This is a genomic window from Candidatus Symbiopectobacterium sp. NZEC127, assembly GCF_025962675.1.
Lineage (GTDB): Bacteria > Pseudomonadota > Gammaproteobacteria > Enterobacterales > Enterobacteriaceae > Symbiopectobacterium.
The window spans coordinates 1-24,931 of sequence record NZ_JAGFPG010000011.1; the positions used below are offsets into that span (position 1 = coordinate 1).

General features: G+C 56.0%; 22 protein-coding genes and 1 riboswitch. Of the genes, 13 read left to right on the forward strand and 9 right to left on the reverse strand.

Annotated elements, in window-relative coordinates; genetic code table 11:
* The first annotated feature begins 367 nt into the window (after positions 1 to 367).
* Both purH and purD read left to right on the forward strand, forming a co-directional pair.
* Positions 368 to 1,957, forward strand: a complete 1,590-nt coding sequence (gene purH, locus J5069_RS23185) for a bifunctional phosphoribosylaminoimidazolecarboxamide formyltransferase/IMP cyclohydrolase (protein WP_264646051.1) — start codon at positions 368 to 370, stop codon at positions 1,955 to 1,957.
* Positions 1,958 to 1,974: 17 nt separating this feature from the next.
* Positions 1,975 to 3,264 carry a phosphoribosylamine--glycine ligase gene (purD, locus tag J5069_RS23190; RefSeq protein WP_264646052.1) on the forward strand — a complete coding sequence of 430 codons (1,290 nt, stop codon included), beginning with the start codon at positions 1,975 to 1,977 and terminating at the stop codon, positions 3,262 to 3,264.
* A gap of 204 nt (positions 3,265 to 3,468) precedes the next feature.
* Here purD and J5069_RS23195 read toward each other — a convergent pair whose 3' ends face one another.
* The 6 genes from J5069_RS23195 to nudC form a co-directional block, all read right to left on the reverse strand.
* Positions 3,469 to 4,119 carry a DUF1481 domain-containing protein gene (locus J5069_RS23195; protein ID WP_319801699.1) on the reverse strand — a complete coding sequence of 217 codons (651 nt, stop codon included), beginning with the start codon at positions 4,117 to 4,119 and terminating at the stop codon, positions 3,469 to 3,471.
* Positions 4,120 to 4,192: 73 nt separating this feature from the next.
* Positions 4,193 to 4,465, reverse strand: a complete 273-nt coding sequence (gene hupA, locus J5069_RS23200) for a nucleoid-associated protein HU-alpha (RefSeq protein ID WP_195316323.1) — start codon at positions 4,463 to 4,465, stop codon at positions 4,193 to 4,195.
* Between the two features lie 186 nt (positions 4,466 to 4,651).
* A complete protein-coding gene (locus J5069_RS23205; protein WP_264646054.1) occupies positions 4,652 to 5,242 on the reverse strand; it encodes a YjaG family protein in 591 nt (196 codons plus the stop codon).
* Between the two features lie 95 nt (positions 5,243 to 5,337).
* Positions 5,338 to 6,012 (reverse strand): deoxyribonuclease V, encoded by a 675-nt coding sequence (gene nfi, locus J5069_RS23210; RefSeq protein WP_264646055.1) that lies wholly within the window; start codon positions 6,010 to 6,012, stop codon positions 5,338 to 5,340.
* Positions 6,013 to 6,054: 42 nt separating this feature from the next.
* Entirely contained in the window at positions 6,055 to 7,119 is a 1,065-nt protein-coding gene (gene hemE / locus J5069_RS23215) for a uroporphyrinogen decarboxylase (protein WP_264646056.1), read from the reverse strand.
* An 81-nt stretch (positions 7,120 to 7,200) separates the two neighbouring features.
* Positions 7,201 to 7,974, reverse strand: coding sequence for an NAD(+) diphosphatase (gene nudC / locus J5069_RS23220; protein ID WP_264646057.1), 774 nt, complete (start codon positions 7,972 to 7,974; stop codon positions 7,201 to 7,203).
* A 108-nt stretch (positions 7,975 to 8,082) separates the two neighbouring features.
* Between nudC and rsd the strand changes: the two genes are divergently transcribed.
* The 7 genes from rsd to thiH all read left to right on the forward strand — a co-directional run bounded on the left by rsd (position 8,083) and on the right by thiH (position 14,410).
* Positions 8,083 to 8,547, forward strand: coding sequence for a sigma D regulator (gene rsd / locus J5069_RS23225; protein WP_264646058.1), 465 nt, complete (start codon positions 8,083 to 8,085; stop codon positions 8,545 to 8,547).
* 121 nt (positions 8,548 to 8,668) lie between these two features.
* Positions 8,669 to 8,792: riboswitch (TPP riboswitch) on the forward strand.
* Between the two features lie 129 nt (positions 8,793 to 8,921).
* Positions 8,922 to 10,880: a phosphomethylpyrimidine synthase ThiC gene (gene thiC / locus J5069_RS23230; RefSeq protein ID WP_264646059.1), complete on the forward strand. Its 1,959-nt coding sequence runs from the start codon at positions 8,922 to 8,924 to the stop codon at positions 10,878 to 10,880.
* Positions 10,877 to 11,521 carry a thiamine phosphate synthase gene (gene thiE / locus J5069_RS23235; RefSeq protein ID WP_264646060.1) on the forward strand — a complete coding sequence of 215 codons (645 nt, stop codon included), beginning with the start codon at positions 10,877 to 10,879 and terminating at the stop codon, positions 11,519 to 11,521. Before thiC ends, thiE begins: the two co-directional genes overlap by 4 nt.
* The gene (locus J5069_RS23240; RefSeq protein WP_264646061.1) at positions 11,514 to 12,281 is read left to right on the forward strand and encodes a HesA/MoeB/ThiF family protein; all 768 of its coding nucleotides are present in this window, start codon (positions 11,514 to 11,516) and stop codon (positions 12,279 to 12,281) included. Before thiE ends, J5069_RS23240 begins: the two co-directional genes overlap by 8 nt.
* Positions 12,278 to 12,478, forward strand: coding sequence for a sulfur carrier protein ThiS (gene thiS, locus J5069_RS23245; RefSeq protein WP_264646062.1), 201 nt, complete (start codon positions 12,278 to 12,280; stop codon positions 12,476 to 12,478). The genes J5069_RS23240 and thiS overlap by 4 nt, the downstream gene beginning before the upstream one ends.
* A 1-nt stretch (position 12,479) precedes the next feature.
* Entirely contained in the window at positions 12,480 to 13,265 is a 786-nt protein-coding gene (locus J5069_RS23250) for a thiazole synthase (RefSeq protein ID WP_264646063.1), read from the forward strand.
* Positions 13,262 to 14,410, forward strand: a complete 1,149-nt coding sequence (gene thiH / locus J5069_RS23255; RefSeq protein ID WP_264646064.1) for a 2-iminoacetate synthase ThiH — start codon at positions 13,262 to 13,264, stop codon at positions 14,408 to 14,410. Before J5069_RS23250 ends, thiH begins: the two co-directional genes overlap by 4 nt.
* 194 nt (positions 14,411 to 14,604) lie before the next feature.
* On the opposite strand, the gene J5069_RS23260 is transcribed toward thiH, so the two are convergent.
* On the reverse strand, positions 14,605 to 16,038 hold the full coding sequence (locus J5069_RS23260) for a PLP-dependent aminotransferase family protein (protein WP_264646065.1): 1,434 nt from the start codon (positions 16,036 to 16,038) through the stop codon (positions 14,605 to 14,607).
* 175 nt (positions 16,039 to 16,213) lie between these two features.
* Between J5069_RS23260 and J5069_RS23265 the strand changes: the two genes are divergently transcribed.
* From J5069_RS23265 to J5069_RS23280, 4 genes are all read left to right on the forward strand, one after another.
* A complete protein-coding gene (locus J5069_RS23265) occupies positions 16,214 to 16,402 on the forward strand; it encodes a DUF1127 domain-containing protein (protein ID WP_264646066.1) in 189 nt (62 codons plus the stop codon).
* A 126-nt stretch (positions 16,403 to 16,528) separates the two neighbouring features.
* Entirely contained in the window at positions 16,529 to 17,854 is a 1,326-nt protein-coding gene (locus tag J5069_RS23270) for a sensor histidine kinase (RefSeq protein ID WP_264646067.1), read from the forward strand.
* Positions 17,851 to 18,474, forward strand: coding sequence for a response regulator transcription factor (locus J5069_RS23275; protein WP_264646068.1), 624 nt, complete (start codon positions 17,851 to 17,853; stop codon positions 18,472 to 18,474). The genes J5069_RS23270 and J5069_RS23275 overlap by 4 nt, the downstream gene beginning before the upstream one ends.
* 104 nt (positions 18,475 to 18,578) lie before the next feature.
* On the forward strand, positions 18,579 to 19,076 hold the full coding sequence (locus J5069_RS23280) for a GlcG/HbpS family heme-binding protein (RefSeq protein ID WP_264646069.1): 498 nt from the start codon (positions 18,579 to 18,581) through the stop codon (positions 19,074 to 19,076).
* 55 nt (positions 19,077 to 19,131) lie between these two features.
* On the opposite strand, the gene shiA is transcribed toward J5069_RS23280, so the two are convergent.
* Together shiA and rpoC are read right to left on the reverse strand one after the other, a co-directional pair.
* Positions 19,132 to 20,493, reverse strand: coding sequence for a shikimate transporter (gene shiA / locus J5069_RS23285; protein WP_264646070.1), 1,362 nt, complete (start codon positions 20,491 to 20,493; stop codon positions 19,132 to 19,134).
* A 207-nt stretch (positions 20,494 to 20,700) separates the two neighbouring features.
* Positions 20,701 to 24,924 (reverse strand): DNA-directed RNA polymerase subunit beta', encoded by a 4,224-nt coding sequence (gene rpoC, locus J5069_RS23290; protein ID WP_264646071.1) that lies wholly within the window; start codon positions 24,922 to 24,924, stop codon positions 20,701 to 20,703.
* Positions 24,925 to 24,931: the final 7 nt, after the last annotated feature.

The following is a 24,931-nucleotide window of genomic DNA, read 5'->3' on the forward strand; positions in this document are numbered from 1 at the left end:
TCTGGCTTTCCGTTTTACTTCTTACCGTTACCACAACCGCGTGTCGCTGTTGCCGTGTCAGTGGAGGCGCAGTATAGGGATTTCCGCGCAGCCTGCAATAGGTATTTTGAATAAAATTGACTGTTTGCTGAATTCCACAGCAAAACCCCGCTTTATACCCACTTTTGCACAATGTTATCCACAAATGAGATTCTCCCTAAAATTAGACGAGCATCACGCAAACGTTTTCGCTACAATTCTCCCGCGCAAAATTACCGCACAAGAACAGAATAGGAATGCGGTTTTATCCAGATAAAGGATAAAAACAGCAAAACTGCATTCATATACTGTTCTTTTATGCCTATCCAAAGCCAAGGGATACATCACCATGTCACAACCTCGTCCTATCCGCCGCGCTTTACTCAGCGTTTCTGACAAAGCCGGTATTGTCGAATTTGCTCAGGCGCTTTCTCAACGTGGCGTGGAGCTGCTATCCACTGGCGGTACTGCCCGCCTGTTGGCTGATGCGGGCTTACCCGTCACTGAAGTGTCCGACTACACGGGCTTCCCAGAGATGATGGATGGTCGCGTTAAAACCCTGCACCCGAAAGTACACGGCGGGATCCTGGGTCGTCGCGGCACGGATGACGCCATCATGGCAGAACATGACATCAGCCCCATCGATATGGTGGTGGTAAACCTGTACCCCTTCGCGCAAACGGTGGCTCGCCCCGATTGCTCACTGGCTGATGCCGTCGAGAATATCGATATTGGCGGCCCGACCATGGTGCGTTCCGCCGCCAAGAACCATAACGATGTAGCCATCGTAGTAAAAAGCAGTGACTACACTGACATCATCAATGAAATGGATGGCAATGCGCACTCTCTGACGTTGGAAACCCGCTTCAATCTGGCAATTAAAGCCTTTGAACATACCGCGGCCTACGACAGCATGATCGCCAACTACTTTGGCACCATGGTTCCTCCTTACCACGGTGAGACAGAGAAGCCGGCCGGCCACTTCCCGCGTACGCTGAACCTGAACTTCATCAAGAAGCAGGATATGCGTTACGGCGAGAACAGCCACCAGCAGGCCGCCTTCTATATAGAAGAGACGCTGAAAGAGGCCTCGGTTGCGACAGCAGAACAGTTGCAGGGCAAAGCGCTGTCTTACAACAACATTGCCGACACCGATGCGGCGCTGGAGTGCGTAAAAGAGTTCGCCGAACCGGCCTGCGTTATCGTGAAACACGCTAACCCCTGTGGTGTGGCTATTGGCGAGTCGATTCTGGCGGCCTACGAGCGCGCCTACAAAACCGACCCCACCTCTGCGTTTGGCGGCATCATCGCGTTTAACCGCGAACTGGACGAAGCCACCGCGCAAGCGATCATCAGCCGTCAGTTTGTGGAAGTGATCATCGCCCCCTCAGCCAGTGCAGCAGCATTGAAAGTGACAGCGGCAAAACAGAACGTGCGTGTCCTTACTTGCGGTCAGTGGCAGCAACGCGTTTCCGGGTTGGATTTCAAACGCGTCAACGGTGGCCTGCTGGTGCAGGACCGCGATCTGGGCATGGTTGATGCGAGTCAACTGCGCGTTGTCACTGAGCGTCAACCGACAGAAACCGAACTGCGCGATGCACTGTTCTGCTGGAAAGTCGCGAAGTTCGTCAAATCCAATGCCATCGTCTATGCCCGTGATAATATGACGGTCGGCATCGGTGCAGGACAAATGAGCCGCGTCTATTCCGCAAAAATCGCGGGTATTAAAGCCGGTGACGAAGGATTGCAAGTTGAAGGCTCCGTGATGGCTTCCGATGCGTTCTTCCCGTTCCGTGACGGTATCGATGCCGCCGCCGCCGTTGGCATTACCTGTGTGATTCAGCCGGGGGGTTCTATTCGTGATGACGAGGTTATCACTGCCGCCAACGAACACGGCATTGCCATGATCTTCACCGACATGCGCCATTTCCGCCACTAATTCAGGATATGACACAGATGAACATTTTAATCATTGGTAATGGCGGGCGCGAACACGCGCTGGCGTGGAAAGCCGCCCAGTCGCCGCTGGCAGATAATGTGTATGTCGCGCCCGGTAATGCGGGTACGGCACGCGAACCTGCGCTGCACAACGTGGCGATCTCCGCTACCGATATTCCGGCGCTGGTTGCTTTTGCCCAGGAAAAACAGATTGGTTTAACCATCGTCGGTCCGGAAGCACCGCTGGTGATTGGCGTGGTTGATGCTTTCCGCGCCGCGGGCCTGACGATTTTTGGCCCAACGCAGGCCGCAGCGCAGTTGGAAGGTTCCAAGGCCTTTACCAAAGATTTCCTGGCGCGTCAGCAGATCCCCACCGCGTTCTATCAGAATTTCACCGAGGTTGAGCCTGCGCTGGCCTATGTGCGCAAGCACGGCGCGCCTATCGTGATCAAGGCTGACGGCCTGGCGGCGGGCAAAGGCGTTATCGTTGCCATGACGCAGGAAGAAGCGGAAAACGCGGTTCAGGATATGCTGGCGGGCAATGCATTTGGCGATGCCGGACACCGCATCGTCATCGAAGAGTTTCTGGAAGGGGAAGAGGCCAGCTTTATCGTCATGGTCGATGGCGATAACGTATTGCCCATGGCCACCAGCCAGGACCACAAACGGGTTGGCGATAAAGACACCGGCCCGAACACCGGCGGTATGGGCGCATACTCTCCTGCCCCGGTGGTGACCGATGAGATTCACCAGCGCGTGATGGATCAGGTGATTTGGCCGACAGTGCGCGGCATGAAGGCGGAAGGAAATACCTACACCGGCTTCCTGTATGCCGGGTTGATGATCGATGACGCGGGCCAACCGAAGGTGATCGAATTCAACTGCCGCTTTGGCGATCCGGAAACGCAACCGATCATGATGCGCCTGCGCTCCGATCTGGTGGAGATGTGTCTGGCGGGCTGTGAAGGCAAACTGGATCAGACAACGTCGGTCTGGGATGAACGCCCGGCGTTAGGCGTGGTGATCGCGGCGGGCGGTTACCCCGGCGACTACGCTTCCGGCGATGTCATCAGCGGCTTACCGCAGCAAGAAGCGGAAGACAGCAAGGTGTTCCAGGCTGGCACCGCACTGCGTGGCGATGACGTAGTGACCAGCGGTGGACGCGTGCTGTGCGTGACCGCCTTGGGTCGCACTGTCGCACTGGCGCAGCAGAACGCGTATCAGGTTGCCAAAGATATCCGCTGGAACGGCAGTTTCTACCGCAATGATATCGGCTATCGCGCTATTGCTCGTGAGCAGAAGCAGTAATGCAGGAATGATAGGTAGTTCGTCGTCCTCGGCGTAGGCCGGGGACCTCTGATAGGAAGAACGCCCCTCGTCGTCCTCGGCGAAAGCCGGGGACCCCTGACAGAAAGAACGCGTTAAGCCTGTAGGAGATTCCCGCCTGTGCGGGAATGACAGGTAGTGGGCGGGAATGGCAGAGGTTTGTGGGAATGACGGATGGATTTCACCCTACTCGCTGGCAAAGGGCTTCCACTGACACAAATCTTCCTCAGCGACCAGCAGCAGTTGCGTTCCCGCAGGGGCATCCAACCACGCCACGCGCTGCGTGACGTCAGGACGATGCTGTCGCTGTTCCGCAATCCATCTCAGCGAGAGCCTATCAAAATCAGGGCTGACATTTTGCCCCTCACAAGTCAGCACGCGATTGCCCTGTAGCACCCCCTGACGCAGTTTCACACTGCCAGTGCGCAACACCTCGCTGAGTTCCAGCACCCGCTTGGCATCAAACTGAAACAGCGCAATCTCGTCTTCAGAAACGCTTTCACGCCGATCGTCGAGTTGCCGTTGCATAAAGCTCACTGTCCCGTCGTCAGCAAAACGAAGATGGAGGCTTTCAGGATGGGCACCGCGATAACTGCGCTTTATTTCACGCAGGTGGTCCTGAACAAACAGGTAGCGCGTTTCCACCCCGTGGCGATCGGGCCACAGGTTATCATCCTGCAACGCATTGGAGAGCGTCACCAACTGCGTGCTGTTCTGTTGGCTGTCATCCTTGCGCCACACGCGCACCACCGCACGATCGCCGACATAGCCGGTGGCGAAGGTCGTTGGCGGTGGCGAATGGCTGGAACAGGCAGTGAGCAATCCGGCAAGAGCCACCGTGCCCAACCTGCGCCACAAAAGCAAAAGGGGCGCTAACGCCCCTTTGCTTGAATCCTTCACTGACATTCGCTTATTTAACAGCGTCTTTCAGTGCTTTGCCCGCGACAAATGCCGGGACATTCGCCGCAGCGATTTTGATTTCTTTACCCGTTTGCGGGTTGCGGCCAGTGCGCTCGTTACGATGGTTCACTTTAAACGTACCAAAACCCACTAATTGTACTGCATCGCCTGCTTTCAGAGACTCAGTTACCGCGGCCAGAGTGGCTTCTAACGCTGTTTTAGCCTGAGCCTTGGACAGGTCAGCTTTGTCTGCAATCACATCAATCAGTTGAGTCTTATTCATAAGTTATCCTTACAGTGTGTTTATCGCTTGCTTAGCATCGAGTGCGACGGATATGCTCAAAAGCACTCTCCTGCATACACGCACCGACAGCCACTTTTTTTACGCCCCCCAAATGTAGACCAGACAGGGGGCGGATGTGAAGCCCTTCAACTTGTCATTTAGGGCCTTAAATCACGTTTTATCGCCTTATTGACCTAAATTTATGCCAATATTGCTGCTCCCCGCTTCCCGCAGGTCGGCACGCAGCCCTTTAATCAATTCCAAATCACGCTCTTCACACGCCGCCAGCAACCGAAAAATCTCCCACTGAATGTCCCATTCTTCTTCGATCGCGGGCAGCGTGTAGAGTTCTTCGTCCGTCATTTCACGGCCGGCTTGCGTCATTTCCAGCATCGCTACCGTGCGAATGGAGGTCTCGCTAATGGCAATCGCATGCTCGAGCGTGGCACCACTCAGTTGCGAATGCAGCAGTTCACCCAATGCAATGCACGCGTCAATGGCCGGATAGACACCGTATAAATCGTAATCATCGGCGGAGGGAATGGCGTCTTCCCATTTCTCCAACTGGCTGTCGAAATTGACCTTGGCCTCTTTCACCACCAGCACTTCCCACACCAGGTCGAGGATGCGGCGATACAGCTGCGCATCACCAAACTCGGTCTGGCGACAAAATTCATAATAGTTCGGATACATCCGCTCGCAAAGGCAAGCCATAAAAGTCACGTGCTGCCAGCTTTCCAGCTTCTCCAGCCGCAGGTGAATCGGATTACGTAACATCGTCGACGCTCATTATTTTTAATGGCAGGCAGTGTACCTGAAAATTTTGCCTTGCCCTATGCCTGAATTCTTAAACTTACCGCATCCCGCCTGCGTTACTGTGGATTTTCTCGCAGCCAGCGTTGAAAGGCTGGCCGCTGTGAGGCAACGGCGTCCGCCCAACGCGTAGGTTCGGGTAAACGGTAGCCCTGCTGGCAGCGTTTTACCCACATCAGTGCGCTGTTCAGGCTCACCCGATGGCCGGTGGAGATAAACAGCGGATTACAGCGCGCCTTGCTGCGCCATACCCAGCCAATCTGTTCGTCATGGTCCATCAGCGCGCTTTGGCTGCCGGGCGCATCAGAAAGCGGAGCAATCTGACCGCACAGCCGTTTTTTAGCCACGCCAATGGTCGGGACATCCACCAATAACCCAAAATGGCTGGCAACGCCCAACCGCCTGGGGTGAGAAATGCCGTGACCGTCAACGAACAGCAACTCAGGCTTTTGCGCCAGTTGTTGCCAAGCAGCCAACAGGCCAGGACACTCACGAAAAGAGAGCAACCCCGGCACATAGGGCATGACCGTCGGGATACGGGCAATCTGGTACTCAACCAACTGAAGTGAAGGGTAGTGCAATATCGCGATCGCCGCACGCGTCACCGCGCCCTCTTGCTCGAATCCGACATCAGCCCCGCCAATAAACGTGGGCTCGACAAAGGGCAGGCTGTCAACACGCACAATGTCCTGCGCCCGCCGTTTCTGTTCCGCCTTCAATGCTTGCGTATCCATCAGCCTACTCCTTAAGGCACCTTCAATCCTGATGATGGCGATTTATTGATGGAACGGGCGCGACAACCGGTGCACCGCATCAACAAACGCACCGGCATGTTCCGGGGGTACATCCTGATGAATCCCGTGCCCCAAATTGAACACGTGCCCCTCCCCCGGACCGAACGCGGTTAAAATCGTCTCAACCTCTTGCTCAATACGCGCTGGCGACGCATAGAGCATTGAAGGGTCCATATTGCCTTGCAGCGCCACCGTGTCCCCAACCCGCGCGCGCGCCTCACCGATATCCGTGGTCCAATCCAGACCCAGCGCATCGCACCCCGTCGCGGCCATCGCTTCCAGCCATTGCCCGCCGCCTTTGGTAAACAGCGTTACCGGTACGCGCCGACCCTCATGCTCACGCAGCAGGCCATCCACGATTTTGTGCATGTAGTGCAGTGAAAATTCACGGTAATCGCGACCGCTCAGCGCGCCGCCCCAGGTATCGAAAATCATCACCGATTGAGCACCGGCCTTGATCTGCGCATTGAGGTAGAGAATCACGCTGTCAGCCAGCTTATCCAGCAGCAGGTGGAGCGTCTGCGGCTCGGCAAACAGCATTTTCTTGATAAGCGTAAACGCTTTACTGCTGCCGCCTTCCACCATATAGGTTGCCAGCGTCCAGGGACTGCCGGAAAAACCGATCAATGGCACCGCACCGGCCAGTTCGCGGCGAATGGTGCGAACCGCATCCATCACGTAGCCCAGTTCCTGCTCGGGATCGGGAATGGGCAAGCGCGCCACATCCGCAGCGGTTCGCACCGGATGGGCAAAACGCGGCCCTTCCCCGGTTTCAAAATAGAGCCCCAATCCCATGGCATCCGGCACGGTGAGAATATCGGAAAACAGGATGGCGGCATCCAGCGCATAGCGCCGCAGCGGTTGCAGCGTGACTTCACAAGCCAGCTCTGGATTTTTGCACAGCGACATAAAATCACCGGCTTGTGCGCGCGTCGCTTTGTACTCCGGCAGATAGCGGCCGGCCTGGCGCATCATCCACACCGGCGTCACGTCAACGGGCTGGCGCAGTAGCGCGCGCAGATAGCGATCATTTTTCAGGTCTGGCATGCGGTGTCCTTTTGTCATCCTGAGAGAGGGTCAAAACGCGATAACGAAACGAGTGGCGCGAAGTGTAGCACGCCAGCGGCGCTATTCCTGCCCATCGCGGCACAGTACCACGGTGTCTTCAATCAAACGTCGCGCAACCGTACCCGGCGGCGGGAGAATCGGCAGTTGATCGTAGCGGAACCAGCCCGCATCTCTGAGTTCTTTGGGATCGTGGCGCAGATCGCCGTCGGCATACTCGGCCATAAACGCCATCATCAGCGAATGCGGGAACGGCCACGGCTGCGAGCTGATGTAGCGCAGATTTTTAATACGAATGTTGCTCTCTTCCATCACCTCGCGGGCAACCGCTTGCTCGAGCGTTTCGCCCACTTCCACGAACCCCGCCAGCACGGTATACATATTACCGCGGTGGCGTTGATGCTGCGCCAGCAAGATCTCCTCACCGCGCCGGATCGCCACGATCACGCACGGGGCGATTTGCGGGTAATAACGCTCTTTACACTGCGGGCACAGGCAGGCCAGTTCCGTTTTGCTGTGCACCATTTTCTGCCCGCAATAGCCACAAAACTGATGCGAGCGATAGAATTCGACCAGTTGCACACCGCGCCCTGCCAGTTGAAACAGCGCCACGTCTTCATCCAGCAGTTGGCGCACGGAGTCCATCTGCGAGGTTTTCTGGTGACTGACCAACCATACGCACTCGCCCTGCCACTCCCCTATCTGGCGTCCAACAATGCCTTCCAATCCGCACTGCGCCGCCGTGCCATGCGGGAGTTTCCCTTCGGGCAGCCACACTTGATTATCATGGCTGACCACCCACCATCCATGCTCATCACCTTTTAATGTTTGTTCCATATCTTTTCTATTGCTCCACAGACACTTCACTGGCATTTTAACTGTCAGGGATATGGCAGAATTTCATCGTCACCGATTGTTCTTTCTTATCAATGCACGGAGTCAACAATGTTAAACCAATTACAAAGTCTGACTGAGTACGTTGGTGGCAATAATGCGTTAATCGACCAATGGCTACAAGCGCGCAAGCAACTTCTGGTTGCCTATTACCATCTGGTCGGCATTAAGCCAAACAAAGATAAACACACCCCGCTCGATGAGCAGGCCTTGGATGATTTTTGCCACAACCTTGTGGACTATCTTTCCGCCTGCCATTTCCATGTTTATGAGCGCATCCTGCAAGAGGCGGTTGTACTGAGCGATCAAAAGCTGGCGCAAACGCACCGTCTGGCGCTGGCGTTGCAGGCCAACACCCAATTCATTATGGATTTCTACGACAGCAGTCTGGCGACCGCCATCGATCACGACAACTGCATTGAGTTTCAGCAAGCGCTGTCGAGCGTCGGCGAAGCCATGGCGGAACGCTTTGCACTGGAAGATCGCCTGATTCGTCTGGCGATTGATAAAGAATAACGCCATCGCCCCACCTTACATTTTGACAGTGTCTCTCAGACGTCCTAAAGTGTTAGCGTTTTATTAACCTCATGGTAATGGGGTTATTGCTTGGTAAACAGCCTCTGAGCTGACTATCGGGCGTATCTTGTCGGAGTGCCTAGCGTGTTTATGTGATACATAAACCGCAGGCTGAGACCGTTTATTCGGGATCCGCGGAACCTGATCAGGTTAAAACCTGCGAAGGGAACAAGAGTAATCCACTCTGTTTTGTCACCGTTGTCATCGCCATGTTGTTACCGGCATAGCGCGTAAAATCGGGGCCAAAGCAACCATAATTACTCCCTGCGAGCTCCAGACAAGCATTTTTCCTTAACCATAATCAGGAACATGCTATGTCTCAATCACCCGCTACAACGCCTAAAACCCCGTCTGGCCGTCGCGAAAAGCGCGAAGCAGCCGAGGCATTTATTCATAATCTGCGCGGCACTGCCTTTCCTAACTCCACGCGCATCTACCTTGCCGGGTCGCGCAGCGATATCCGCGTGCCGATGCGGGAAATCGCCCTCAGCCCAACGCTGGTGGGTGGTGGCAAAGATAACCCTCACTATGAACCTAACGAAGCCGTGCCGGTGTATGACACCGCGGGGCCGTATGGCGATCCCGATGCGCGGCCGGACGTGCGTACTGGGCTGGCGAAACTGCGTGCTGACTGGATTGCAGAACGTAGCGATACCGAGCCGCTCTCCGGCGTCAGCTCCCGTTTTACCCAGCAGCGACTGGCGGATGCCGGGTTGGATCACCTGCGCTTTGAACAGTTGCCGCAGCCCAAACGCGCTCAGTCGGGCAAATGCGTCACGCAATTGCACTATGCGCGCCAAGGGATCGTCACGCCGGAAATGGAGTTTATCGCCATCCGCGAAAACATGGGACGCGAGCGCATTCGCAGCGAAGTGCTGCGCCACCAGCATCCGGGGCAAAGCTTTGGCGCGATCCTGCCGGACAACATCACCCCGGAATTTGTGCGTCAGGAAGTCGCCGCAGGCCGTGCCATCATCCCGTCCAACATCAATCACCCTGAATCTGAACCGATGATTATCGGGCGCAATTTTCTGGTCAAGGTGAACGCCAATATCGGCAACTCGGCGGTCACCTCGTCTATCGAGGAAGAGGTGGAAAAGCTGGTCTGGTCCACGCTGTGGGGGGCCGATACGGTGATGGATCTCTCCACTGGACGCTATATTCACGAAACCCGTGAATGGATCCTGCGCAACAGCCCGGTGCCGATTGGCACCGTTCCTATTTATCAGGCGCTGGAGAAGGTCAACGGCATAGCGGAAAACCTCACGTGGGAAATGTTCCGCGATACGCTGCTTGAGCAAGCAGAGCAAGGGGTTGATTACTTCACCATTCATGCGGGTGTGCTGCTGCGCTATGTGCCGATGACCGCACAGCGTCTGACCGGCATTGTATCGCGCGGCGGCTCCATCATGGCGAAGTGGTGCCTGTCGCATCATCAGGAGAATTTCCTCTACGTCCACTTCCGTGAAATCTGTGAGATTTGTGCCGCCTACGACGTTGCCCTGTCACTGGGCGATGGCTTGCGTCCCGGCTCCATTCAGGATGCCAACGATCAGGCGCAGTTTGCCGAACTGCATACCCTGGGCGAGCTGACCAAAATCGCCTGGGAGTATGACGTGCAGGTAATGATTGAAGGGCCGGGACATGTGCCGATGCAGATGATTCGCCGCAACATGACCGAAGAGCTGGAGCACTGCCACGAAGCGCCGTTCTATACCCTGGGGCCGCTGACCACCGATATCGCCCCCGGTTATGACCATTTCACCTCCGGTATCGGGGCCGCGATGATTGGCTGGTTCGGTTGCGCCATGCTCTGCTACGTCACGCCGAAAGAACACCTCGGGCTGCCCAACAAAGAGGATGTGAAGCAGGGGCTTATCACCTACAAGATCGCCGCGCATGCCGCCGATCTGGCGAAAGGGCATCCCGGCGCGCAGATCCGCGATAACGCCATGTCCAAAGCGCGCTTTGAGTTTCGTTGGGAAGACCAGTTCAATCTGGCGCTCGATCCGACCACCGCGCGCGCCTATCACGATGAAACCCTGCCGCAAGAATCTGGCAAAGTCGCACATTTCTGTTCCATGTGCGGGCCCAAATTCTGTTCGATGAAAATTTCGCAGGAAGTGCGTGAGTACGCGGCGAAAAATCCGGTCCCCGCCGTGGAAGCGCAGCCAATTGAAATCGGCATGGCAGAGATGTCGGCCCAGTTCCGAGCGCGCGGCAGCGAGCTCTACCACAGTGCCACGACGCTGCTCGGGGAGGATGCGAAATGAATCCGGCATTTCCCGCAACCGCGCCCCAGCTCGGGCTTTACCCGGTAGTGGACAGCGTGACCTGGATCGAGCGCCTGCTCAGCGCTGGCGTAAAAACCATCCAGTTACGCATCAAGGATAAAACCGCAGCACAGACCGAGGCCGTCATCATGCAGGCCATCGCGCTCGGGCAGGATTATCAGGCTCGCTTGTTTATTAACGATTTTTGGCAACTGGCCGTCAAGCATCGGGCATACGGCGTGCACTTGGGTCAGGAGGATCTGGATACCGCCGATCTGCATGCGATCCGTGATGCGGGGCTGCGCTTGGGTATTTCAACCCACGACGACGTGGAACTGGCACGCGCCGTGGCACTCAAGCCGTCGTATATCGCCCTCGGGCATATCTTCCCGACGCAAACCAAAGAGATGCCCTCCGCGCCGCAGGGGGTGAGCGAATTGAAGCGTCACATTGATGCGCTGCAAGGGCGTTTCCCTACCGTGGCCATCGGTGGCATCAGCATTGACCGCGTACCAAGCGTGCTGGCAACCGGCGTCGGCAGCATTGCGGTGGTCAGCGCGATAACGCAGGCCGCCGACTGGCGTCAGGCAACTGCCACCTTGCTCAGCCTGATTGAAAATCAGGAGGCCTCCGATGCATAACGATCCGGTACTGAGCGATCAAGAGTTCTTGCGCTACAGCCGTCAATTGCTGCTGGAAGACATCGGCCCGGAAGGGCAAGAAAAGCTGAAGAAATCCCGCGTACTGCTGGTCGGCATGGGTGGGCTAGGCGCACCCGCCGCGCTCTACCTCGCCGCCGCGGGGGTTGGTACCTTGACGATCGCCGATGATGACCAACTGCATATCTCCAATCTGCAACGGCAGATCCTCTATCGCACGCAGGATATTTCTCGCCCCAAGGCCATGCTCGCCAAGCAGCAACTCTTGGCGCTCAACCCGTTAACCGAGGTGGTGACGCTCACCGAGCGTCTGGCGGGAGCGGCATTACACCACGCGGTGCAACAGGCCGATCTGGTGCTGGATTGCAGCGACAACATGGTCACACGCCACGCGGTTAATGCCGCTTGCGTTCAGCAGCAAACGCCGTTGGTCAGCGGCAGTGCGGTGGGCTTTAGCGGACAGTTGCTGGTGCTAACGCCCCCCTACGCGCACGGCTGCTACGCCTGTCTCTACCCGGAAGCGACGGAACCACAACGCAACTGCCGCACCGCCGGTGTACTCGGCCCGGTGGTCGGGGTCATCGGCACGCTTCAGGCGCTGGAAGCCATCAAACTACTGGCGGGGTTGCCTTCGGCACTCAGCGGCAAGCTGCGCCTGTTTGATGGCAAGCAACAGAGCTGGCAAACCTTTCAGTTAAGCCGCTCGGCACGCTGTCCGGTCTGTAAGGATATCGCGGCATGAACATTACGCTGAACGACACCCCGATGGCGTGCGATGAGGCCATCACGGTGGAAACCCTGCTGGCGGGGTTGGATCGCTTACAGCCCGGCACGGCGCTGGCGATAAACCAGACCATTGTGCCGCGTGACGAATGGGCGACACGACCCGTTTGCTCAGGCGACGATATTCTTCTTTTTCAGGCTATCGCAGGGGGTTGATATGTTGCAGATTGCCGATACACGTTTTTCTTCCCGGTTATTAACCGGAACGGGTAAATTCGCCACTGCCGAGCTGATGCACGCGGCGTTGCAGGCATCGGGTTCTCAGTTAGTCACGCTGGCCATGAAGCGCGTTGACCTGAAAACCGGTAATGACGCCATTTTCGCGCCGCTCAAGCAGCTAGGTGTGAAACTGCTGCCCAACACCTCAGGGGCGAAAACCGCAGATGAAGCGGTGTTCGCCGCACGGTTGGCGCGCGAAGCGCTGGGCACGCACTGGCTCAAACTGGAAATTCACCCCGACGCCAAATACCTGTTGCCCGACCCGATTGAAACCCTGCGCGCCGCTGAGCGCCTGGTTAAAGAGGGTTTTGTGGTGTTGCCCTACTGCGGCGCGGACCCGGTGCTGTGCAAACGGCTGGAAGAGGTGGGTTGCGCCGCCGTGATGCCGCTGGGCGCGCCCATCGGCTCCAATCAGGGGCTGCAAACGCGCGATTTCCTGCGCATCATTATCGAGCAAGCCACGGTGCCGGTGGTGGTTGACGCAGGCATTGGTGCACCCAGCCATGCCACCGAGGCGCTGGAGATGGGGGCCGATGCGGTGCTGGTTAACACGGCGATTGCCGTGGCACGCGATCCGGTACAGATGGCTCACGCCTTTCGTTTAGCGGTAGACGCGGGCGAACGGGCACGTCAGGCCGGATTAGGCCAACGCCAGTTCGTGGCAAGCGCCACCAGCCCGCTGACCGGCTTTCTTCAGCAGATAACGCCGGAGGCGCAATCATGACCCGCGCGTTTCGCACCCGCTGGGAGCAGCTCGATTGGGACGGCATCACCCTCGACATCAATAGCAAAACCGCACGCGATGTGGAACGGGCACTGACGTCGACCACGCTCTCCCGTGACGATATGATGGCGCTGCTTTCCCCGGCAGCGCTGCACTGTCTGGAGCCGTTGGCCGCGCGGGCTCAGCAGCTTACCCGGCAACGTTTTGGCAATACCGTGGGTTTTTATGTTCCGCTCTATCTGTCGAACCTGTGTGCCAATGACTGCACCTACTGTGGTTTCTCCATGAGCAACCACATCAAGCGCAAAACCTTGAACCAAGAGGAAATCCTGCGCGAGATTGCCGCCATCAAAGCGCTGGGGTTTGATAACCTGCTGCTGGTCACGGGAGAACATCAACGTAAAGTCGGCATGGCGTATTTTCGCGACATGTTGCCCCTGATTCGGCCACACTTTAGTGCGCTGATGATGGAAGTGCAGCCGATGGCGCAAGAGGATTATGCGGAGCTAAAAACGCTGGGGCTGGACGGCGTCATGGTCTATCAGGAAACCTACCATCCTGTGACCTATCAGCAACATCACCTGCGTGGCAATAAGCAGGATTTCCATTGGCGCCTGGAGACACCGGATCGTTTGGGCCGCGCCGGGATCGACAAGATCGGGCTCGGTGCATTGATCGGCTTATCGAACAGTTGGCGCACCGACTGCTATATGGTGGCGGAGCATCTGCTGTATTTGCAGCAAACCTACTGGCAGAGCCGTTACTCCATCTCCTTCCCGCGTCTGCGGCCCTGTGCGGGCGGCATCACACCGGCGTCGATAATGGACGAAGCGCAGTTACTGCAAGTGATTTGCGCATTCCGATTGCTGGCTCCCGAGGTGGAGTTGTCGCTATCTACCCGAGAATCGCCCTATTTTCGCGATAACGTGGTGCCTATTGCTATCAACAGCGTCAGCGCATTTTCCAAAACGCAGCCGGGGGGCTACGCAGACGATCGTTCCGAATTGGAGCAGTTTGCCCCCCATGATAATCGCCGCCCGGAGGCCGTCGCACAGGCAATCACGCAGGCTGGGCTGCAACCGGTATGGAAAGACTGGGATGGGTATTTGGGAAGGCAGTCGCATCATCGACATAATGCGGGATAAAGGGGCGAAACGTGCCATTATCGGACGATAAAACGGCCAGATCATGCACCCTCTGTTTATCTTCCACTACGTAAAGTGATGCTGTTGACGACCTCGATTCGCCAACCGAAACCGGATTGTTTCATTCGGTTTCGCCCCCTCTGCCGATACAGGGTGGCCCTATCGCCCTGTATCGGTCCTTCTTCGGCACGCGCTTAGTGGCCGCTCAACGTATCTTCATGCAGCAGGTGTTCCGCCTGCTCCCCAATCACGCGTAACATCTGCTGCATCTCATCGGTTAACGGCAGACCGTAGTGCACGCGCATACAGTTGCGATATTTACCCGACGCAGAGAACAACGATCCGGAGGCTATCTGGATACCGGACTGGCGCAGCAGGCTGTTGAGTCGCAACGTATCGAAGGTTTCCGGAAACTCAATCCACATCATAAACCCGCCCTGCGGTCGGCTAACGCAAATCCCGCAGGGAAAATAGCGCCGCACCCAGCAGGTGAACGTATCAAGATTGCTTTTGTAGTAGGCGCGCATCCGGCGTACATGGGGCTGATAGTGGCCCTGACGAATAAACTCCGCCACGGCTAACTGGGTATGGGTAACGGCATAGCCCGTGCTGGTGTATTTGGTGTGCAGCACGCGTTCCAGATAGCGTCCAGGCGCAATCCATCCCACACGCAGTCCCGGTGCCAAACTTTTGGAAAATGAGCTGCACAGCAGCACTCTGCCATCGTTATCAAAGGATTTGATGGTGCGTGGCCGCGGATACTCGTAAGCCAGCTCACCGTAAGCGTCATCTTCAATGATGGCAATATCAAACTGTTGTGCCAGCACGATCAGCGCCTTCTTGCGCGCATCCGGCATATAAAAGCCGAGTGGATTATTGCAGCTTGGCACCAGCATAACGGCTTTTATCGGCCACTGTTCCAGCGCCAACTGCAAAGCCTCCAGGCTGATGCCCGTCACGGCATCGGTGGGAATTTCCACTACCTTGATCCCCAAACCACGCAGCGTTTGCAGCGTACCGGGAAAGGTGGGTGACTCCACCGCCACAATATCCCCTTCTCGACACAGGGAACGTAATGCGGTGAACAACGCCTCCTGACAGCCGGTGGTGATCACGATATCTTCTGCCGACAGTTGGCAATTACTGTCCAGCGCCAATCGCGCAATTTGCTCGCGCAGTTCCGGCGCGCCATACATATTGCCGTAATTCAATATTCGCACGTCTTGTCGCTGACAAAAGCGCGTCAGGGATTTCCATAAGGGTTTAATCGAAGACTGGCTGACATCCGGCCCGCCGCCACCCAGGTTGTACAGGTTACGCTCTGGGTTGGGGTTGAACAGCTCACGCACCGAGTCCCATTGGCTGATTTCTACCGGGCGCTGCACCGGGCGGGTTAACCCCGGCACCGGCGGGTGCGCTTTGCGCGGCGCAACGTAATAGCCAGAACGGGGCTGCGGCAAAATAAGCTGTTGGGATTCCAGCACATGGTAGGCCTGCTGTACGGTGCTGATGCTCACACCGTGTTCCTGACTGAGCGTGCGCACGGAGGGCAGACGCTCACCGTTTTGGTACAACCCCTGCTCAATGCGTTGCGCCAAAAGCGCCGCGAGATGCTGGTAACGCGTCATAAGTATCCTTGCTGTGCCGTGCATCAGCGAAAAAACCAGTACAGATTAAGGGAAAACCGGCCATTCAGTTGCAATATGACACAATCTGTATGCTTGAAAAAGCGATTTTCTGAGGCTGTATCCTCATCGCGTTCACCTTCATCATAAACAGTATCTTGAGGAGAAGGAGAGCGCAATGAGCCAGTGGAGAAGCGGTTGTAAAACAGCAATAACGCGGAGTATTGATATCACTATCCGCACCCCGTTTCGCTGGTGGTGTCACTGGCGCAAACGCCGCACCACACTGCGCGAACTGCGTCGACTCAACGACGCTCAGCTCAAAGACATTGGCCTTACGTCACACGATGTTGACCGCTTTCGCTAAACAGAGGTTCCGGCCGGACAGGTTGGGTTCGGTCGGGTTTACAACATCCATCCAGTATGGTTCTATGTCCCGGCGTTACTCTCTCAGCCATGCGCATGGCGTTAACTCAACCTGAATGACATCATCATGCGTAAGTTCGCCATTTGGTTACTCTTGACGGCCCTATCCGCTCTTGGTCTTAGCGTTCATACGCTGCAACAGCAGTATGAAGAACACAGCGCCGAGTTCCGCATCCTTTATCGCGATGTGGCCCTCAAACTGTCTCAGCATGATGTCATCCTGACGCTGCTTTCCACCACCAGCGATCCCGAGGTTGTCAAAAAAGCGTTTCCCCAAATTCTTATCTTAAAAACACGTTCGCTGGAATACAGTGCTAGCGAACCACAACTGGCGGGCAATGGCACCTATTGGCTAAACGGCCAGCACTTCTCGTTGCTGATCGATCTTAAGCAGGTACTCAGCACGCTGCCGCAGAGCAATGCATTCCGCACGCTGGGGTTGTACTTGCATGACACCCCGCTGGTGGTACTCGGTGATAGCGCTACCGCACCTTACTGGCAGTGGAGTAAAGCGCTGGTTGGCGATTCGCAGCCGTTCGAGCTTTCGGCAGGAAACGATCCCGACTGGCGTCATCTGCCCTGGATCAGCATGCTGTTGTTTGCCCTACTCTGGGCGGTCGTGGTGGAGTTTGTCAGCCGCTATCTGATGTATAAACGTCAACGTGTGCTGGCGGATTTACGTGCACAGTTTTCCGAACTCACCCGGCTCAATACCATGGGAGAGATTACCGCCGGTATGGTGCATGAACTGAATCAACCGCTTACCGCGATTCTGAGTTATAACCAAACCGCCCTGAGTTTGTTGAAACAAGAAAGGAGTGCGGAGATCGCCCCACTGCTCGACGCCGCCGTGGTGCAAACCAAGCGCATCAGTGCCCTGCTCACCGATCTGCGCCAAAAAATGCACAGCGACCACGTGCCCTTACAGCCGGTCAATCTGAAACCGGTTTGGTCACGGGTGCTGATGCTGCTGGAAAACGAGTTGCTGGCGGGAAAAGTAAAAATCATCAACCACATCCCCGATGATCTGCCGCCGTTTCCCGCCGCACCGCAGTGGGTCGAGCAAATTCTGCATAACCTGCTGCTCAATGCCATCCAGGCACAGCAAGATAATGCGCCCACATCGGCCTGGGTTGAGATCGCCGCGCAGCCAACAGAAAAGGGCATTACACTAACCCTAACGGACGGCGGGCCGGGTTTATCGGAGCAGGCGCTACTGCATGTCTTTCTGCCCTTTTTCACCACCCGACAAGGGGGATTAGGACTCGGGATGGCGCTGACCCAAACCTTGGTTCAGGGTCTTAACGGCGATATCAGCGCAGAAAATGTCGCTGGCAGCGGTGCCCGATTCACACTGTGGTTTCCTTTCAACGCAGAGGAGCAGGGTCAATGACAGGGTGTGTTTACCTGATTGACGATGATGACGCTATCCGCGACTCACTCAGCGCGTTGCTGGCTACCGTCGGGTGGCAAACACAACCCTATGCCAGCATTGCCGATTTTGAACATGAGCACAGCGACTGGCGCTCACTGCACGGCTGTTTGCTGCTCGATATTCGTATGCCAGGCAAAACAGGGTTAACCCTGTTGGAGGAGTGGCAACAACGGGGCATGGATATCCCCGTTATCATCATGACAGGCCATGGCAATATCAATTTGTGCCGACGCGCCTTTAAAAGTGGAGCCTTCGAGTTTTTGACCAAACCCATCGATGCGGATCTGCTGCTCGAAACGGTTTCTGGCGCGATGACACAGTTTCAAACCCAGGCCAACCAGCGCCAACAAGCCACACAGTTACGGGATAAGCTCAACACGCTCTCTGCGCGCGAGCATGAAGTGATGGCGCTGATGATGGAGGGGAAATCAAACAAAGAGATCGCCAAACACCTGCAACTCTCCGCCCGCACCGTGGAAGCACACCGCGCCAACCTGTTCGCTAAACTGGAGATAAACTCGCTGGCAAAATTGATAAAACTGTATGGCGGGCAGTCGCTTATCGATAAAACTCCGTAAAATTACGCAGTGGCTTGAGTAATCAAGCGAATGGTTGCGCCCACCGTCTCTGGTTACGCTGTCCTTGTCGAATACCTTCCAAGGACCACAGGAGCCAGAACACCATGAAACGTCTTCTTATCACCACCCTGCTTTTCAGCGGCATTACCGCCTTTCCCAGCTTTGCCAATGGCGTGTTAAGCGAGAAAAACCTTTCTTTGGCGCTGGCCGAACAGTTGGCACAGCATGCCATCCAGTCGTGCAGCGCCAAGAATGTGAACGTGGCTGTGACCATCGTCGATCGTGCTGGCGTAGTGAAACTGGCCAAACGCATGGACAACGCCGGCCCGCATACCCTTGAAGCCAGCCGGATGAAGGCGTTTACCGCACTCACCACCAAAGCGCCCACCGAAAACGTGATGAAGAACGCTCAGGCCAATGCGGAAGCGCAAAATCTGCGTGATATTCCGGGCTTTTTATTACTGGCGGGCGGCGTGCCGGTGAAAGTGGGGGATCAAACCATTGGGGCGATTGGCATTGGCGGTGCGCCCTCGGGCAGCATCGACCAGCAGTGTGCGCTGGATGCGCTGGATGCAGCTAAAGGGCAACTCAGCACAAAATAACTGGAGAGACCGTAACCTACAGCACCTGGCGTGGCGTTACGGTCTTTATTTTCTCTTAGTCGGTTGATTGCGGCTTCATACTCATCCCCACCACGGCAGAAATCAGGCACCCCATCGCCAGATAACCCGCTACGCCATACCAGGCACCGGAGAAGAGCTCCACCAGCAGCACGGCGATAAACGGCGTAAAGCCGCCACCCACCACGCTGGCGACCTGATAGCCGACGCCCGCACCGCTGTAACGGTAGGCAGTGCCAAACAGTTCGGTAAACATCGGTTGCTGTACGCTGACAATCATATCGTGTGCAATATTCGCCAGCAGAATGGCGAACAGCAGGATCAGCGCCGTGTTGTGATTCTCCAGCGCGATAAAGAACGGCACCGCACTGGCTGCACCGATCAGCGCCCCGGTGACATAAATACGACGACGGCCAAAGCTGTCCGCAAGCCAGGCAAAGGAAGGGATAGAAAAACAGCTGATCGCACCTACCAGCAGACCGATATTCAGGAACATATCGCGCGACAGGCCTAAATGGGTGGTCGAGTAGTTAAGCGCGAATGCGGTAACGATATACATCGTCAACAGTTCGCCGAGGCGCAGTGCAATAATCAACAGGAAGGCTTTAGGGTGTTGACGCAGCGCTTCGAAAATCGGGAAGGAGCGGAGCTTATTGGCGCGATCTTCCAGCGTTTTATTCGCCTCAAACTCCTGCGATTCATCCATGCCGTTACGCACCCACCAGGCGATAGCGACCAGAATCAGGCTGAACAGGAACGGCAAGCGCCAGCCCCAGGTGACAAACTCTTGGTTGCTGGTTAAATGACTCACCACCGATACCGACCCGGTTGCCAGCAACAAGCCAACGCCAAAGCCGACCTGTACCCCGCTGCTGTAAAACGCTTTTCTTTTCTTGGGCGCGCTTTCCACCGCTAACAGCGCCGCGCCGCCCCACTCACCACCGACAGCAAACCCTTGAATGGCGCGCAGGGTGACCAGCAACACCGGAGCCCACCAGCCGATAGAAGCGAATGAAGGTAACAGGCCGATTAGCGCGGTAGCAATACCCATCATCCACACGGTGATCATCAGCATGCGTTTACGGCCCAGGCGATCGCCAAAGTGCCCAAACACCATGCCGCCCAGCGGGCGGAACAAAAAGCCAACGCCAAAAGTCCCGAATGCCGCCAACGTTCCCATGGTCGGGCTTATCTGTGGGAAAAATTCAGTGTTAAACACCAAAGCGGCAACTATTCCGTACAGTAAAAAATCATACCAGTCGACAACGGCGCCGACAAAACTTCCCAAGGCTGCACGGCGCGCCCGGTTGTGTGGGTGGCTTTCAGGCAGGGATGGTGAGCTGTTGTGGTTTATTGCGCTGTCACTCTGCGGCGACATTGGTGTGCTTGTGCTGTTCATGTCTGTCTCGTTATTTTAAATTTACACAACTGTACACTAAATATTACTCAGAAGAAATTCATATCATCGCGATGACAATATGATTAAGGAGTATGCGTGTCGCAGGGGAACACGTCTGCTTTTTTCTATATTGCTCGCGCTGAGAGATAAAAAAAACCCCGGCCAACGGGCCGGGGTTTAGACGTTTAAGCGTTATCGGTAGATAGCTTATTCGTCGTCGCTGCTACCAAAGCCTGCGTTCAGCAGTTCAGCCAGGTTTGCAGAGGCTTCATCTGCACTCACTGGAGCCACTGCTGGCACTTCGCCGACATGGCGGCGACGCATGCGATCCTGGTGGTACGCATAACCGGTACCGGCCGGGATCAAACGACCCACGATGACGTTCTCTTTCAGACCGCGCAGTTCGTCGCGTTTACCCGCAACGGCTGCTTCCGTCAACACGCGCGTCGTTTCTTGGAACGATGCCGCAGAGATGAAGGATTCGGTTGCCAGAGAAGCTTTGGTGATACCCAGCAGGTCACGGTGGTACGTAGCCGCGATCTTGCCATCCGCTTCCAACTGACGGTTGGCGATCTTGATGCGTGACACTTCTGCCTGCTCGCCTTCCAGGAATTCGGAGCTACCCGCGCTGGCAATAGTCCCTTTACGCAGCATCTGACGAACGATAACTTCGATGTGTTTATCGTTAATCTTAACGCCTTGCAGACGGTAAACTTCTTGCACTTCGTTGGTGATGTAACGGGTTACCGCATGCACACCACGCAAACGCAGGATATCGTGCGCCGATTCCGGACCGTCGGAAACCACATCGCCACGTTCTACGCGTTCACCTTCAAACACGTTGAGCTGACGCCATTTCGGGATCATCTCTTCGTAAGCATCGCTGCCATCCAACGGAGAGATCACCAGACGACGTTTGCCTTTGGTTTCTTTACCGAAGGAAATGATACCGGTGATTTCAGCCAGGATAGCCGGTTCTTTCGGACGACGCGCTTCGAACAGGTCGGCAACGCGCGGCAGACCACCGGTGATGTCCTTGGTACCACCGGATTCCTGCGGAATACGGGCCAGGGTGTCACCCGCACCGATCTGAGTGCCATCTTCCAACTGAACGATCGCTTTGCCCGGCAGGAAGTACTGTGCCGGCATGTCGGTGCCCGGGATCAGTACATCGTTACCTTTGGCATCAACGATTTTCAGTGCCGGACGCAGATCTTTACCGCCACCGGTACGTTCTGCACTGTCCAGAACCACGATGGAGGACAGACCGGTCAGTTCGTCAGTCTGACGAGTAATCGTCTGACCGTCGATCATGTCGGTGAAGCGAATGCTACCGCCCACTTCGGTGATAACCGGCATGGTATGCGGATCCCAGTTTGCGACGGTTTCACCGCCGGTCACGTCGTCACCGTTGCCTTTGCCCATTACCGCACCGTAAGGCACTTTATAGCTTTCTTTGGTACGACCGAATTCGTCGATCAGTTTCAGCTCGGTGTTACGCGAGGTGATAACCAGCTTGCCCGCGGCGTTCTTAACGAACTTGGCGTTGGACAGTTTCAGGCTACCTTTGTTTTTCACCTGAATGCTGGATTCAGCCGCCGCACGCGATGCCGCACCACCGATGTGGAACGTACGCATGGTCAGCTGAGTACCCGGTTCACCGATGGACTGTGCTGCGATAACCCCGATGGCCTCACCTTTGTTGATGATGTGACCACGTGCCAGGTCGCGACCGTAGCACTTGGCGCACACGCCGAAGTCAGTTTCACAACTTACCACAGAGCGAACTTTAACGGCGTCGACGGAGTTTTCTTCCAGCAGGTCACACCATTGCTCGTCCAGCAGCGTGTTACGCGCTACCAGAATGTCAGCGGTGCCCGGCTTGATCACGTCTTCAGCCGTTACACGACCCAGTACGCGCTCACGCAGCGGCTCTTTAACGTCGCCACCTTCGATAACCGGGGTCATCATGATGCCTTCGTGCGTGCCGCAATCGTCCTCGGTCACTACCAGATCCTGTGCCACGTCAACCAGACGACGGGTCAGGTAACCGGAGTTCGCTGTCTTCAACGCGGTATCCGCCAGACCTTTACGCGCACCGTGCGTGGAGATGAAGTACTGGAGTACGTTCAGGCCTTCACGGAAGTTCGCGGTGATCGGCGTTTCGATGATGGAGCCATCCGGCTTCGCCATCAGACCACGCATACCGGCCAGCTGACGAATCTGTGCCGCAGAACCACGCGCACCGGAGTCGGCCATCATAAAGATGCTGTTAAAGGAAACCTGGCGTTCTTCTACACCATCGCGGTTGATAACCACTTCGGTGGAGAGGTTTTCCATCATCGCTTTGGCCACGCGCTCGTTAGCAGCGGCCCAAATGTCGATGACTTTGTTGTAACGTTCGCCGGCGGTTACCAGACCAGACTGGAATTGTTCCTGGATTTCAGCAACTTCAGCTTCCGCTTCGTTGATGATTTCCACTTTCTTCGCCGGGATGACCATATCGTCGATACCAACAGAAGAACCGGAACGCGCCGCATAGGCGAAACCGGTGTACATGATCTGGTCAGCAAAGATAACGGTCGGCTTCAGCCCCAACACGCGGTAGCAGGTATTAAGCATCTTGGAGATGGCTTTTTTACCCAGCGCCTGGTTGACGATAGAGTACGGCAGACCTTTCGGCACGATCATCCACAGGATGGAACGGCCTACAGTGGTATCGATGATGCTGGTTTTAGCAACCCACTCACCCTGCGCGTTTTTCTCGTGCTCGGTGATACGCACTTTAACGCGCGCATGCAGAGAGGCCAGACCCGCACGGTAGATACGTTCTGCTTCTTTCGGACCGGTCAGCACCATGCCTTCGCCTTTGGCGTTAACACAGTCGCGGGTCATGTAGTACAGACCCAACACCACGTCCTGAGACGGAACGATGATAGGCTCGCCGTTCGCCGGAGACAGAATGTTGTTGGTGGACATCATCAGCGCACGCGCTTCCAACTGGGCTTCCAGCGTCAGCGGTACGTGAACAGCCATCTGGTCACCGTCGAAGTCGGCGTTATACGCCGCACACACCAGCGGGTGCAGCTGAATGGCTTTACCTTCGATCAGAACCGGTTCGAATGCCTGGATACCCAAACGGTGCAGCGTCGGCGCACGGTTCAGCAGTACCGGGTGTTCGCGGATAACTTCATCCAGGATATCCCAAACTACCGCTTCTTCACGCTCAACCATTTTCTTGGCGGCTTTGATGGTGGTAGCAAGACCACGCAGTTCCAGCTTGCCGTAGATGAACGGTTTGAACAGTTCGAGTGCCATTTTCTTCGGCAGACCGCACTGATGCAGACGCAGGTACGGACCTACGGTAATAACGGAACGACCAGAGTAGTCCACGCGCTTACCGAGCAGGTTCTGACGGAAACGACCCTGCTTACCTTTGATCATGTCGGCCAAAGATTTCAGCGGACGCTTGTTGGAACCGGTGATCGCACGACCGCGACGACCGTTATCCAGCAGGGCATCTACCGCTTCTTGCAGCATACGTTTTTCGTTACGTACGATGATATCCGGCGCAGCCAGATCCAGCAGACGTTTCAAACGGTTGTTACGGTTGATCACGCGACGATACAGATCGTTCAGATCTGAGGTTGCGAAACGACCACCGTCCAGCGGAACCAGCGGACGCAGATCCGGCGGCAGCACCGGCAGCACGGTCAGGATCATCCACTCCGGCTTGTTGCCAGACTGGACGAACGCTTCCAGCAGCTTGATGCGTTTGGTCAGCTTTTTACGCTTGGTTTCAGAGTTGGTTTCATTCAACTCTTCGCGCAGCTGTTCGCATTCCTGTTCCAGATCCATGTTTTTCAACAGGGCCTGGATCGCTTCGGCGCCCATCTTGGCGTCGAATTCGTCACCGAACTCTTCCAACGCGTCCAGATACTGCTCTTCAGTCAGGATCTGACGTTTTTCCAGGTTGGTCATGCCGCCTTCAACCACCACGTAGGATTCGAAGTACAGCACGCGTTCGATATCGCGCAGCGGCATATCCAGCAGCAAGCCGATACGGGACGGCAGCGATTTCAGGAACCAGATGTGAGCGGTCGGAGACGCCAGCTCGATGTGGCCCATGCGCTCACGGCGCACTTTGGTTTGGGTCACTTCAACGCCGCACTTCTCGCAGATTACGCCACGGTGTTTCAAGCGCTTGTACTTACCGCACAGGCACTCATAGTCTTTCACTGGCCCAAAGATACGGGCGCAGAACAGACCGTCACGTTCAGGTTTGAACGTACGGTAGTTAATGGTTTCCGGCTTTTTAACTTCACCGAAAGACCAGGAACGAATCATGTCTGGCGATGCCAGCGCAATTTTGATCGCATCAAACTCTTCGGTCTTGGTTTGCGCTTTCAGAAACTTTAATAAGTCTTTCACGGATTGG